General features: G+C 69.7%; 12 protein-coding genes. 6 read left to right on the top strand and 6 right to left on the bottom strand.

Annotated elements, in window-relative coordinates:
* Positions 1-53: 53 nt before the first annotated feature.
* A complete protein-coding gene (gene nagB, locus F8O03_RS09710) occupies positions 54-836 on the top strand; it encodes a glucosamine-6-phosphate deaminase (RefSeq protein WP_151423708.1) in 783 nt (260 codons plus the stop codon).
* A gap of 245 nt (positions 837-1,081) precedes the next feature.
* Here the strand turns inward: nagB and nagA are convergent, their stop codons facing one another.
* The 3 genes from nagA to F8O03_RS09695 all read right to left on the bottom strand — a co-directional run bounded on the left by nagA (position 1,082) and on the right by F8O03_RS09695 (position 4,670).
* Positions 1,082-2,209, bottom strand: coding sequence for an N-acetylglucosamine-6-phosphate deacetylase (nagA, locus tag F8O03_RS09705; RefSeq protein WP_151423707.1), 1,128 nt, complete (start codon positions 2,207-2,209; stop codon positions 1,082-1,084).
* Between the two features lie 245 nt (positions 2,210-2,454).
* Positions 2,455-3,189, bottom strand: a complete 735-nt coding sequence (locus F8O03_RS09700; protein ID WP_271985570.1) for a response regulator — start codon at positions 3,187-3,189, stop codon at positions 2,455-2,457.
* Positions 3,189-4,670, bottom strand: coding sequence for a sensor histidine kinase (locus F8O03_RS09695; protein ID WP_151423706.1), 1,482 nt, complete (start codon positions 4,668-4,670; stop codon positions 3,189-3,191). Before F8O03_RS09695 ends, F8O03_RS09700 begins: the two co-directional genes overlap by 1 nt.
* 222 nt (positions 4,671-4,892) lie before the next feature.
* On the opposite strand from F8O03_RS09695, the gene F8O03_RS09690 reads away from it, so the two are divergent.
* A complete protein-coding gene (locus F8O03_RS09690; RefSeq protein WP_167516536.1) occupies positions 4,893-5,264 on the top strand; it encodes a nuclear transport factor 2 family protein in 372 nt (123 codons plus the stop codon).
* 30 nt (positions 5,265-5,294) lie between these two features.
* Here the strand turns inward: F8O03_RS09690 and F8O03_RS09685 are convergent, their stop codons facing one another.
* Entirely contained in the window at positions 5,295-6,038 is a 744-nt protein-coding gene (locus F8O03_RS09685; protein WP_425280952.1) for a VIT1/CCC1 transporter family protein, read from the bottom strand.
* Positions 6,039-6,114: 76 nt separating this feature from the next.
* Positions 6,115-7,011 (bottom strand): MurR/RpiR family transcriptional regulator, encoded by an 897-nt coding sequence (locus F8O03_RS09680; protein ID WP_151423703.1) that lies wholly within the window; start codon positions 7,009-7,011, stop codon positions 6,115-6,117.
* 172 nt (positions 7,012-7,183) lie between these two features.
* Between F8O03_RS09680 and F8O03_RS09675 the strand changes: the two genes are divergently transcribed.
* Genes F8O03_RS09675 through F8O03_RS09665 form a run of 3 tightly spaced genes read left to right on the top strand, consistent with a single transcriptional unit; the run spans position 7,184 to position 10,304 of the window.
* Positions 7,184-8,584, top strand: a complete 1,401-nt coding sequence (locus F8O03_RS09675) for an MFS transporter (RefSeq protein ID WP_151423702.1) — start codon at positions 7,184-7,186, stop codon at positions 8,582-8,584.
* Positions 8,581-9,099: a hypothetical protein gene (locus F8O03_RS09670; protein WP_151423701.1), complete on the top strand. Its 519-nt coding sequence runs from the start codon at positions 8,581-8,583 to the stop codon at positions 9,097-9,099. The genes F8O03_RS09675 and F8O03_RS09670 overlap by 4 nt, the downstream gene beginning before the upstream one ends.
* On the top strand, positions 9,096-10,304 hold the full coding sequence (locus tag F8O03_RS09665) for a metal-dependent hydrolase family protein (RefSeq protein ID WP_151423700.1): 1,209 nt from the start codon (positions 9,096-9,098) through the stop codon (positions 10,302-10,304). Before F8O03_RS09670 ends, F8O03_RS09665 begins: the two co-directional genes overlap by 4 nt.
* A gap of 176 nt (positions 10,305-10,480) precedes the next feature.
* On the opposite strand, the gene pdxY is transcribed toward F8O03_RS09665, so the two are convergent.
* On the bottom strand, positions 10,481-11,332 hold the full coding sequence (gene pdxY, locus F8O03_RS09660; RefSeq protein WP_151423699.1) for a pyridoxal kinase PdxY: 852 nt from the start codon (positions 11,330-11,332) through the stop codon (positions 10,481-10,483).
* 198 nt (positions 11,333-11,530) lie between these two features.
* On the opposite strand from pdxY, the gene F8O03_RS09655 reads away from it, so the two are divergent.
* On the top strand, positions 11,531-13,135 hold the full coding sequence (locus F8O03_RS09655; RefSeq protein ID WP_151423698.1) for a serine hydrolase domain-containing protein: 1,605 nt from the start codon (positions 11,531-11,533) through the stop codon (positions 13,133-13,135).
* The last annotated feature ends 41 nt before the right edge of the window (positions 13,136-13,176 follow it).

Genomic DNA, 13,176 nt, shown 5'->3' with positions numbered 1-13,176 from the left:
CCACAAGACTGGGCTGAGGCACACCGATCGTCGTCGATCTCTAGGAGCAGCGCATGGAAGTTGTCATCATGGCCGGGCCGACGGAAGTCGGCGCCTTCGCCGGCGGCCGCATCGCGGACGTCGTCGCGGGCAACCCGGAAGCAGTGCTGGGAGTCGCCACCGGCTCGAGCCCCCTGGAGACGTACCGCGCGCTCGCCGCGCGACGGGATGCGGGGCTCGACTTCAGTCGCGTGACCGCCTTCGCGCTCGACGAGTACGTCGGCATCCCCCGATCGCATCCGGAGTCCTACCACGCAGTGGTCGGGCGCGAGGTCGTCGAACCGCTCGGACTGAACCCCTCACGCGTGCACGTGCCGGACGGCCTCGCATCCGACCTCGACGCGGCCTGCGCCGACTACGAGGCCAAGATCCTCGCCGCGGGAGGCGTCGACGTGCAGCTCCTCGGCATCGGCGCCAACGGACACATCGGCTTCAACGAGCCCACCTCCTCCCTCTCCTCGCGCACCCGCGTCAAGACGCTCGCCCCGAAGACCCGCGACGACAACGCCCGCTTCTTCGACAAGGCAGAGGATGTGCCCGTGCACTGCCTCACGCAAGGGCTCGGCACCATCCTCGACGCGAGAAGCGTCGTGCTCGTCGCCCAAGGCGCGTCGAAGGCGCGCGCCGTCGCAGCCATGATCGAGGGCCCCGTCTCCTCGATGTGGCCCGGCTCCGTGCTCCAGCTGCACCGCCGCGCGACGATCGTCATCGACGAAGCCGCAGCATCCGAGCTCACCATGGCCGACTACTACCGGTACACGGTCAAACACCGCGCCGGGGTGCAGCCGCAGGCGTAGGCGGGGCAGAAGCAGGAGGCAGCATCCTCGGCCGATCGGTGATCATTCCGACGCCGTGTTCGAGGCTGACCGTGCGGGGTTCCCGCAGCCCTGATGGGTTTCTGGGATGCTCGTGCTGGGTTTCGGCGAACGGTGATGGGTAAAAACCCATCAGGGTGAGCAAAAGCCAACACGGTCCAACGGCCGAGGCGGTTCGACGCCGGGAGTGGAAGCGGCCTCAGCGGCCGCGGCCGAGCGGGTGGCGCTCAGCGCACCCACTCGCCGCGCCGCATGACGCGCTGCACGCCGAGCGACGCATCCAGGACGACGAGGTCGGCGGAGTTCCCGGCGATCAGCGCACCGACTCTCTCGAGCCCGAGGGTCGCGGCGGGCGTCGTGGTCGCTGCGCGCACGACGTCCACCAGTGGCAGGCCGGCAACGCCGACGGCGTACTGCACGGCCTGGGCCATCGTGAGCGTCGACCCGGCGATGGCGCCGCCCTCCGTGAGGCGGGCGACGCCGCCCCGCACCTCGACATCCAGCGAGCCGAGCACGTAGTCGCCATCATGCATGCACGCCGCCGACATGGCATCGGTGACGAGCATGAACTGGTGCGGCTTCGCGACCGCGGCGAGGCGGAGGGCCGCGGGATGCAGATGCGTGCCATCCGCGATGAGCTCGATCACCGCGTCGGGATGCTCGAGGAGCGCCGCGACCGGACCGGGCTCGCGGTGGTGCAACGTCCGCATCGCGTTGAACAGGTGCGTGCCGACGGTGGCGCCGCTGTCGAGCGCGTCACGGACGACGTCGTACGTCGCGTCCGTGTGCCCGATCGCGGCGACGACTCCGGCCTCGGTGAGCGCGCGGATGGCGTCGAGGCCACCTGGCAGCTCTGGCGCGAGCGTGACCATCCGCACGTGACCACGCCCGGCTTCCAGGAGGGTGACGACATCCTCGCCGTTCGGGGCGATGAGGTGCTGCTGCGCGTGGGCGCCCGGGTGCAGGGTGCTGAGCCACGGCCCTTCGAGGTGGATGCCCGCGAGCGTCCCCTCTTCGACGAGCGTCGCCAGACCGGAGATCGACTCGCACATCGCCGGGACCGCGTCCGTGACGAGGCTCGCGACGATCGAGGTCGTGCCGTGCTCGAGGTGCGTGCGGGCCGCCGTCGCGGCGGAATCCCGATCGCCGCCATCGAACGAAGCGCCGCCGCCGCCGTGCACGTGCACGTCCACGAAGCCGGGCGCGATCGTCGCGTCGCCGAGGTCGACGACGTCGCCCCGGTCGGCCGGGGGGCGCCCCGCGGCAACGCTGAGCAGGGAATCCCCGTCGATCTCCACCCAACCGGGCGAGAGGTGACGTTCCGGAGTGATGACGTTCGCGGCGCTGACGATCATTCTGCGGGCTCCGCTTCTCGAGATGACTCACTGGTCTGTACCAGTTGTACTTTTGTCCGTGAGGACAGCGGTGTCAAGTCGAGGTGGGGGGGGGAAGTAGCACCGCGGGCTCGGCCTCGCGCGACGCCGGGCCGAGCCCAAGCTTGCAGAGTTGTGGCGAAGTGCTGCCAGCGAGATAGCCGCCAGCGCTTCGCCACAACTCTGCGCTCGGGGAGGGCCGCCGCGGGCGTGCGTCGGGAAGCGGCTCAGCCCGTGACGAGGCGGTGCTCGTAGGCGAACACGACGATCTGCGCGCGACTCGACAGCTCCAGCTTCGCGAGCACGTTGCGCACGTGCGTCTTCACGGTCGCCTCGCTCACGAACGCGGCCGCCGCGATCTCGCTGTTGCGCAGCCCCTTCGCCGCGAGGAGGAAGATCTCGCGCTCACGGGGTGAGAGGGCGGCGATCGCGAGGTCAGGGCGAGGGGCGATCTCGGCGGGCGCCACGGCCGGGGCGGCACCGCGCGCGATGCGCCCGACCGGCATGGCCGGGGCGTCGCCCGCGTGCACGGCGCGGATCGTGTCGAGCAGCATCTCGGGCGTCGCATCCTTCGTCACATAGGCGCTCGCGCCGTTGTGCATGGCCTGCAGCACCGCTTCATCCTGCCGGAACGTGGTCAGCATGACGATGCGCGGGCGAGGCCCGGTCTCGTCGGCGTACGGGGCGGCCTCCAGGATGCGCCTCGTCGCGGCGATGCCGTTGAGGCCGGGCATGCGGATGTCCATGAGCACCACGTCAGGGCGCTCGGCGACGACGAGTTCGATGGCTTCCTCGCCGTCCGCCGCGGTGCCGATCAGCTCGAGGTCCGGCTGCGACTCGACGAGCATCCGCATGCCGTAGACGAACAGCTCCTGGTCGTCGACGAGGGCGATGCGGATGCGCGGGGCCGGGTCCGGCTGCGCCGTCGCGACTGCAATGGGCTGGGTGTCGGTGTCGTCGATCACTGCTTGTCCTCATCGGATGCGGTCTCAACCGTGACTGGGCTCGCGCTCTGAGCGTTCTCGGTGCCGGTTACCTTCGGCATGATGTCCTGCGTCGGGATGAACGCCGTCACCACGAACGTCTGGTGGCCGCTGGTCTGGTTCACGGAAGGCTCTGCCCCGGCGGTCAGCCAACCGCCCGCGAGGCGAGCGCGCTCGCGCATCCCGGCCACGCCGAGGCCAGAGCGCTCGGAGGGCTCGGCCTTGGAGTCGTCGTCGCCCACTCCCATGCTGACGATGTTGAGCGACAGCCCGGCCCCGCGCCAGTCGAGCGAGACGGTCGCCGATGCTTCGGAACCGGCGTGCTTCATCGCGTTCGTGAGGCTCTCCTGCACGATGCGGAACACGCTCAGCTCCTGCACCTGAGAGAGGCGCTTGCGTTCTCCGAGGTTGCGCAGCTCGACGTTCAATCCGGTCTCTGATGCTTGCTCCACGAGGGCGTCCAGCTCGTCGAGCTTCGGCTGCGGTGCGGACCCCTCGCCTCCTATGCCCTCGAGCAGGCCCTGCAGCTCGAGCAGCGTGCTGCGGGCGTTGTCGGCGATCTTCTGCAGGTCGTCTGCAGGTTCGCCGCGTGACTCTCGCAGCAGTCGAGAGCCGTCCGCCATCGAGATCGTCACGGTCAGCGAGTGGGCGAGCACGTCGTGGACCTCGCGGGCGATGCGGGAGCGCTCCTGGAGGACGAGCACTTCCGCGGAGGACGCCGAGAGCTCGCCAGCGAGGGCGGCGCGAATCGCCTGGTCGCGCCGCCGCTTGATCGCGTACTGGATGGCGACACCGAGAACCCAGGCCGCTGCGGCCACGAGCGCGAAGATGAAGGCCAGCTGCGCAGCCGTCTGGAGCATGAGCTCGGACATGGGGCCGCCGACGCTCATGAACTGCATGCTGCCCTGGTCGTCGAACATGATCTGGACGACGTTGTTCCCGTCCGTCGGGCCGTCCCACCCCTCTTGGTAGACGAGCTCGCCGCTCGGGGTGTAGTTGTTGACACCGGAGAGATACCCCATCGTGCTACCGCCGAGCGGCCCAGACCAGAGGAGCCACTGTCCGGCGTAGACGAAGAGGAACGCGATCCCGATGCCGTGCACAATGCCTCCCGCCAGTGCGATCCAGCGAGTCGCGCCGCGGCTGTTGAGCGCAACGAGGAACACGATGAGCGCCATTCCCAGATGAACCGGCCAGTCGTTCGCCGACACCATTGGGATCGCCCACAGCAGTTGCAGGACCGGGGCGAGGAGACCGACGCCGATCGCTGTCCGCGGGAAGCGCCGCGAGAGGCCGATAGCGACGCCGTAGAGCACAGGGGCGGCGTAGAAGGGCAGGTAGCTGCCCCACCGTCCGACCTCGCCGAAGCACCACATGGTGATGAACAGCGCCCCAGCCGCCGGCTCGAGGAGCCAGCGTAGTGCGGCGGCGGATGGGAGGCGATCACGCAGTCGGAGCATGCTCCCCAAGCTAGGGGCGATTCCGTGCGCGGAGCGCCTCAAGCGAGCGTCCGGCGCCTCCTTTCATCCGAAGTGGTGAGCGGCAGACGGGCCAGCCCTCGCCTCCTTGGCTGATACCCCGCATCCGCACTCGTGATGTGTGCTTCGGGATGGTCGCGGCCAAGCTGGAGACGTCAGCGTCGGCACCGGCGCGCCCTGCCGAGTGAGAGTCGAGACCCATCGATGACGGATAACCGTGCCGCGTTCGAGCACTTCGTCGAGCTGTTCTACACGCGCAAGCGCGTGGCCGAGGCGTTCGACGTTCTGGTCGCAGCCGACTATCGCCAGCACAATCCGAACATCGCGGACGGGCCGGCCGCCGCCGTCGAGGCCCTCATGCCGAAGTTCGACGGGTCTCCGGATGCGAGCTTCAGCGTGGAGCGGATCATCGTGGACGGGGACCTCGCGATGGTGCACGTGCGTGCATCCCGTCCGGGTGCGGCCGATGCGGCGGTCGCTGACATCTACCGTTTCGAGGACGGCCGCATCGTCGAGCACTGGGACGTGCTCCAGGCGGTGCCGGACACAAGCGTGCACGACCACCCCATGTTCTGAGGCTCGCGCCGCGCAGGCCACGTGCGCCACTCAGACCACGCCGGACGTCCCGAGCAGCGACCCGATCAGGAACGTCGCTGCGAGCGCGAGCGCACCGCCGACGACGACGCGGATCGTTGGACGCAGCGGCGGGCTCTGCCCGATCCGTGCGCTCACGTAGCCGGTCGCGGCGAGAGCGAGCAGCACCACGGCGAAGGTGGCGGGAACCCGGAAGTCGGCGGGCATCAGCAGGATCGAGAGCAGCGGCAGCAGTGCGCCCATCGTGAAGGCGAGGGCGGATGCGCCCGCTGCGGCGAGCGGGCTCGCGACGGCTTCCTCGCTGAGCCCGAGCTCTGTCTCGAGGTGAGCCGCGAGCGCGTTGCGCGCGGTGAGCTCGGTGGCGACGCGCCTGGCGGTCTCTGGTGTCAGGCCCTTCTGCTCGTAGAGCCCGGCAAGCTCGGCGAGCTCTTCTTCCGGCTCCTCTTCGAGCTCGCGCCACTCCTTGGCGATGAGCGCCCGCTGACTGTCGCTCTGGCTGCTGACGGACACGTACTCGCCGAGCGCCATCGAGATGGCGCCGCCGACGAGTCCCGCTGCGCCCGCCGTGAGGATCACCGGGGTCGCGGTCGTCGCTCCGGCCACGCCGACGACAAGCGCAGCGACGGACACGATGCCGTCGTTTGCGCCGAGCACCCCCGCGCGCAGCCAGTTCAGTCGGCTGTGGATGGAGGCGTTGTGCGGTTCGCCGACGTGTGCGCCCGGGGGAGGCGCGGGATTGCTGGTCATGCGCGTCATACAAACACACGCGGAAGCGCCTGGGCAGCGGGTCGGATCGGCGACCGTGTGAGTGCGACCTACGAAGGGGTCGGGGCTACTCCGTCGCGCGCGGGTCGATGAGGATGTCGAGCTCGTTCCACAGCCGCTCGGCGGCGTCGATGCGCACCTTGGTGGCCTCCGGGTCGAGCTGGGCGAGCGTCGCGACGAGCCCCTGCTGCACGGCCATGGGCACGGTGAGCGACGGGAAGAACGACGTGCCCTCCGCGGGGATCATGATGAGGTCATCCACTGCGCCCTCGAGCTGAGGCGGCAGGTAGTCGGTGAGGGCCACGACCGTCGCGCCCTGCCGGTGCGCGGCGTTGGCGGCCGCGACGATGGTGCGGTAATGCCGCCAGTAGCTGCAGACGATGAGCAGATCGCCGTCGCCCATCTGCGCGACGCTGTTGGAGAGCGCGCTGTCGCGGTCGAGGAGCGCGTGCACGTGGTAGCCGGCGATCTGCAGGTTGTGGACGAGCGCCTGCCCGACCGCGGCGAAGCTGCCCATCGCGGTCACGTGCACCCGCTTCGCTGACTGCACGGCCGCCGCGACGCGGGCGATGGCCACGTCGTCGACGTCGCGCATCGTCGCGGCCAGCAGCTCGGAGTCGTTGCGGAGCGCGTTCTGGAACGGGGTGTCGGTGAGACCGTGGATCTCGGCGATATCGACCATGGAGAGCTGCGCGAGGTAGCGGGTGCGCAGCGCCTGCTGCAGGTCCGGCCACCCCTTGAAACCGAGCTGCTGCGCGAGGCGCGTGGTCGTGGATGCGCTCACCTGGGCGGACGCGGAGATCTCCGACGCCTGCGCGTAGCTGACCGCGTTGATGTTCGTCACGAGGTAGTTCGCGAGCTTCTGGCTGGTGGGGCCCAGATTCCGGGCCGCGAGCATCCCGCGCAGCCAGGCGTCGGGGGAGAGTCGCGTCTCGTCTGCGGTGGGCTGCTCGGCGGCGGACATGCTCTCATTTCAGCACGGATCGGCTCGTGGATGCTCGTGACGGGCACGAGACGAGTGCGTTTCTGCAAGAGATTTCGCGCGGGTTACATTTCTGCAATCTGTATTGCATGATGGGGGTTGCTGGATCAAGCTTTCTCGAACACCGACGTTCCCGATCCCCCAGGAGACTCCGTTGTCACTCACCGCACGGCTCGATCGCCTGCCGATCAGCAAACCCCACTACGCGCTACTCCTCATAGGCGGGCTCGGCTACACGTTCGACGGCATGGACGGCGCGATCGTCGCCTTCCTCATGCCGAGCGTCCGCGACGTGTTCGGCCTGGAGGCCGCGCAGCTGGGCCTCGTCGGCTCGGCCGCACCGTTCGGCTTCCTCTTCGGCGCGCTCCTCGCGGGCTACCTCGGCGACAAGATCGGCCGCAAGAAGGTCATGATGTGGTCGCTCGTGCTCTACGCGGTCGCCTCCCTCGTCGCGGCGCTCTCGTGGAACTTCGAGGTCTTCCTCTTCATGCGCATCATCGCCGGCATGGGCGCCGGGGCCGAGAGCGCCATCATCGCGCCCTTCCTCTCCGAGTTCGTCCCGAAGCACCGCCGCGGCTGGTTCGTCGGCACCCTCGCCGGGTTCTTCTCGTTCGGCTTCGTCGCCGCAGCCCTCATCGGCCGCTTCGTCGTCCCCGCCTCCGACGACGGCTGGCGCTGGGCGCAGGTCCTCACCTTCCTCCCCATCGTCATGCTGCTGTGGTGGCGGCGCTCGCTCCCCGAGTCGCCGCGCTACCTCGCGAGCGTCGGCAGGCACGCGGAAGCCGAGGCCGTCGTGGCGAGCTTCGAAGACCGGGTGCGAGCATCCACGGGCAACGACCTGCCCGCAGTCGACCCGAACGCGCCGGAAGAGGAAGCGCCCGTCAAGTTCGGCTTCATCAAGGCCGTGAAGTTCCTCTGGGGCCGCACGATGTGGCGCATCACGGCGACCACCTGGCTCATCTGGTTCGTCATCACGTTCTCGTACTACGGCTTCTTCACCTGGATCCCGACGCTGCTCGTCGACCGAGGCATCGACGTCACCACGAGCTTCACGTACTCGCTCTACATCTACCTCGCGCAGATCCCCGGCTACTTCAGCGCCGCCTACCTCAACGAGAAGCTCGACAGGAAGTTCACGATCGCGCTCTACCTGATCGGCTCCGCCGGGGCCGCGCTGTGGATGAGCCAGGCCAACGACCCCATCATGGTCACCATCGCCGGCATCGTGCTCTCCTTCTTCCTCAACGGCACCTACGCAGGCGTCTACGCCTACACGCCAGAGGTCTTCCCGACCTGGCTGCGCGCCACGGGCGTCGGCATGAGCTCCTCGTTCGGCCGCATCGGATCGATCACCGCGCCCATCATCATCGGCACCTTCGCCGCCCAGTGGGGCTTCGTGGGCGTCTTCGGCATGACCACGACGGTGCTGGTCATCGGCGTCGCCTGCACGCTGCTCTTCGCGGTGCGCACAGCAGGACGCTCCCTCGAGGACATCACCAACAGCGGCAAGGGCGCCATCACCACGACCATCGACAAGGAAGGCAGCAACGCATGACCCCCAACGGCGAACGAGTGCGAGGCGGACAGCAGGGCCAGAGCGAGCAGGGCGGTGAGACGGCGCTGGATGCGGTCGACTGGGCGAGCATCCACCACACCATCGAGGAGGAAGTCGGGGTCGTGCTGTTCACGGTGCTGCGCTTCACCCAAGGCGGCGAGGTGATGGAGCGCATCTACAGCTCGCACGCCGACGAGTACCCCGTCGGCGGGACCAAGCAGGTCGCCACGCAGGTCTCGCCCGACTGGGTCGCCGCCTGCCGCGACTCCGGTGAGCCGTTCCTCGGGTCGACCCCGGCCGACCTCGACCGGATCTTCGACGACGCCAGCACCATCAAGGCGCTCGGCTGCGGGTCGATCCTCAACGTGCCCATCCCCGGGCCAGACGGGGTGCCGCTCGCGACCGTCAACATGTGCGCACCAGAGGGCACCTACACCCCGACGGCGCAGGAGCGCGCCGTTCAGATCATCGACACCGGCGTGGAGAGCGCCAAGCAGCAGGGAGCATCCGCATGACCGGAGACCTCATCATCCGCAACGCCACCTGGCTCGACGTCGACGCGGGGGAGTACCGCACCGGCGACCTGTCGATCCGAGGCGGTCGCTTCGAGCAGGTCGGCGGCGAGGTCGCCGCCGCCGACGGGGTCGAGGAACTGGATGCATCCGGTCGCTACCTCCTGCCCGGCCTCATCGACTGCCACGTGCACGTCACCGCGCACACGGCCGACCTGGCATCCATCGGCGAGGAGTCGCCGAACTACGTGGCGCTGCAGGCCGCGAAGCTCATGGGCGACATGCTCAGCCGGGGCTTCACGACGGTCCGCGACGTCGCCGGCGCCGACTTCGGCCTGCACGACGCGCAGGTCGACGGACTCGTGCGCGGCCCGCGCCTCTTCTTCGGCGGGAAGGCGCTCTCGCAGACCGGCGGGCACGGCGATCCCCGCTCGCGTGGACGCGACAGCCACGACGGCGAGTACACGTGCTCGCACATCGGCCGGGTCGTCGACGGCATCTCCGCCGTCCGCCACGCGGCCCGCGACGAAATCCGCCGCGGCGCCCACCACATCAAGATCATGGCGGGCGGAGGCGTCGCCTCGCCCACCGACCGCGTCGACTCCACGCAGTTCTCCGTCGAGGAGATCGAGGCCGTCGTCGAGGAGGCGACGGCCGCGAACCGCTACGTCACGGCGCACGCGTACACGGCCCGCGCCATCAACCGCGCCCTGCGGGCAGGCGTGCGCGGCATCGAGCACGGCAACCTGCTCGACGACGAGTCGATCAAGCTGTTCCTCGAGCACGACGCGTTCCTCACCATGAACCTCGTCACCTACTGGGCGCTCATGGAGGAGGGACGCGAGCACGGGCTGCCGCAGGACAATTGGGAGAAGGTCTCCGACGTGCTCGAGGGTGGCAAGGTCGCGCTCGAGAAAGCCCACAAGGGTGGCGTGAACCTCTGCTACGGCAGCGACCTGCTCGGCGGCATGCAGCGCCACCAGGCCCGCGAGTTCGAGGTGCGCGCCGAGTTCATGCCCGTCCTCGACATCGTCCGCAGCGCCACGACCACCGCGGCTCGCCTGCTGCAGCGCGAAGGGGAACTTGGCGTGATCGCGCCGGGCGCGCACGCCGACCTCATCGCCGCATCCGCCGACCCGCTCGACGACGTGAGCGTGCTCGCCGAGTCGCGCCTCGACTGGGTCATGCAGGGCGGGGTGCTCGTCTAACGGTGCGGGGGCGGTGCGGGTGCGGGGGCGGTGCGGTCGCGAGCTGGCGCTCAACGCCCCTGCTCCGGTCAGCCCCCGACAGGGTTGTGGCGAAGTGCTGTCTGGGCGTGATCGGACAGCACTTCGCCACAACCTTGGGCACGACGGCGAAGGGACGGCGCTGCGCAGTGCAGTCGCTAGCGGATCTGGCGCACCTGGAACTGCATGCGGGGGTTCGCGAACGCGTCCTGAGCCGCGACGATCTGCAGCTCACGCTCACCCGAGTCGAGCGTGATCTGCAGCAGGTCGAAGACGCTGGAGACAGTCGCGGCGAGCGCCTCGGACGCCGAACCGGACGTGCGGTAGTGCGCCGTGAAGAGCGCTGAGGTGACGTCGCCGGAGCCGTTCGCCTTGAACGGCAGGTACGGGGTCTGCACGATCCAGGCGCCCCTGTCGTCCACCGCCATCATCTCGATGGTGCCTTCCGGGCGGTCTGGGCGCTCGACGCTCGTGACGAGCACCGTGCGCGGGCCGAGGTCGCGGGCCAGGTCAACCGAATCGAGGGTCTCGTCGATCGTCGCGGGCGTCGTGCGCGTGAGGAAGCCGAGCTCGAACTGGTTCGGCGTGAGGATGTCGGCGACCGGCACGACCCGCTCGCGGATGAGCTCCGGGATGGCGGGGGCGACGAAGCAGCCGGACTTCGCGTTGCCCATGACGGGGTCGCACGTGTAGGTCGCGGCGGGGTTGAGCTCCTTCGTGCGCTTCACCGCGTCGACGACGACGTCGACGATCTCCTCGCCGCCCAGGTAGCCGGACAGCACCGCATCCACCTGCGCGAGCGCACCGCGCTCCTCCACGCCGAGGATCACGTCGCGCACGTCGGAGGCCGGGAGGAGCGGGCCGCGCCAAGCGCCATAGCCCGTGTGGTTCGAGAACACGACGGTCGAGACCGGCCACACCTCGTGTCCGAGACGCTGCAGCGGGAACACCGCAGCCGAGTTGCCCACGTGCCCGAAGGCGACCGACGACTGGATCGACAGGATCTTCATCCCTCGATCTTCCCACGCCGAGCCCGGCCTTGCCGCCGGACGACGCCGTGCGACGGATGCGCGCTCCGTTCGGCATCTCCGGCGGGCGGGGGAGACATCTCCCGCCCACGGTGGAGGCCGGTGTCGGTGGTCGCTCGTAGCGTTGGAGGGAACAACGAAAGACCGCGGCGAGCGCAGGTCGAGAGCAAGGGGAAGCGCATGACACACGAACGCCAGCCGCAGAACCCGGCGGGGGCGCAGCATCCGCAGTCGCCGGCTTCGCCTCCCCCCGCGACGAGCGCGGCGACCGGCGCACCCGCCCCGGTTGGTGACGAGACTCCGCGCGGCCCGGCCAAGCGCATCCTCGTCATCGCCGCACTCGTCGCGGGGCTCGCCGCGGTCGTGCTCGGGATGCTCGTGGGCCCGCAGCGACAGGCGCTCGGCACGCAGACCTCGGGTGATGAGGCCCTCGCGGCGCGGGTCGTGGATGCGGTGGGCGGCCATGGCGGCTTCCGCTCGGTGGTCGTCGCCGAGGTCACGCCTGAGGGCACGACCTGGGCCGGTGTCGGCAAGGCAGGCGAGGGCCGAGACGGCCCGGCGCCCACGGACGAGACGCTGTACGAGCTCGGCTCCGTCACGAAGACCTTCACGGCGTCGCTGTTCGCGGACGCCATCGACCGCGGCGAAGTGACCGCGGAAGACCCGCTCTCGGCGCACATCCCGGAGCTCGAGGGAACCCCGGCCGGTGAGGTCACGCTCGCGAGCCTCGCGCAGCACAGCTCGGGCCTCCCGCGCCTCGGGCCGACCTTCGCCGTCGAGTCGCTCGCGGCGTCGATCTCCGGCGGCAACCCGTACGGGCCGCAGACCACCGAGGTCATGGTCCAGGATGCGGCGGCCGCGCCCGTCGACCCCGCGCAGGGGCCCATCTACTCGAACCTCGGCGTCGCGCTGCTCGGCACGGCGCTCACGAACGCGGCGGGCGCCGACAGCTACCCGGTTCTCCTCGAGGAGCGGGTGCTCCGGCCCGTCGGCATGGAGTCGACGAGCATCGCGACGGCCGAGGCCGAAGTTCCTGCGGACACGACGCCCGGATTCCTGACGAACGGCATCCCGACCGACGACTGGTGGGGCGAGGGGTACGCGCCCACCGGCAGCTCGACGACCACCACGGTCGCCGACCTCGCCGCCTGGGCGTCCGCGAACCTCGATGGCACAGCCCCCGGCGTCGCATCACTCGAACCGACGGCGCAGTTCGCTGAAGGCAGCGACATCGGCTGGATCTGGCAGACGACGCAGGTCACCAACCCGACGGCGACGTCGAACCCGAGTCTCACCTGGCACAGCGGCGGAACCGGTGGATTCGCGTCCGTCGTCATGCTCGACCGCGAGGCCGACAAAGCGGTCGTGGTGCTCGGCAACACGCAGCAGATCGTCGACCCCATCGCCGTCTCGCTCCTGACCGAGGCGGACGTTCCCGACCTCGGCGCCCAGGGGGCGCTGCTCCTGTGGGTGACGTTCGGGTTCGCCCTCATCGCGTCCGTTCTCGCGCTGCTGTTCGCGTTCCGCTCGAAGGCCGCCCTGCCGATCGTGAACTGGCTGCTGCTCGCAGCATCCGGGCTCGTGAGCCTCTGGTTCGCCGGCCCCTGGGCGAGCGTCGGCGGCTGGGCCTTCGGGCTGGCCCTCGCTCCCGCGCTCGCGGCGGTCGCGGTCGGCGTGCTGCGCTCCCCGACTCTCCGGTTCCAGCCCAAGAGGTGGGCGTGGCTCAGCTGGGTCGGCCTCGTCGCAGTGCTCGTGATCCTCGTGGCGACGCTGCTGGTCGTGTGATCTCGGTAGGTCAGTGGGCACCCGTTGTGAGGGGCGGTGGC

Source organism: Pseudoclavibacter terrae (assembly GCF_008831075.1).
GTDB classification, from domain to species: Bacteria; Actinomycetota; Actinomycetes; order Actinomycetales; family Microbacteriaceae; genus Pseudoclavibacter; species Pseudoclavibacter terrae.
The sequence above is the reverse complement of the archived record's forward strand: the minus strand, read 5'-3'. Positions and strand labels throughout refer to the sequence as shown.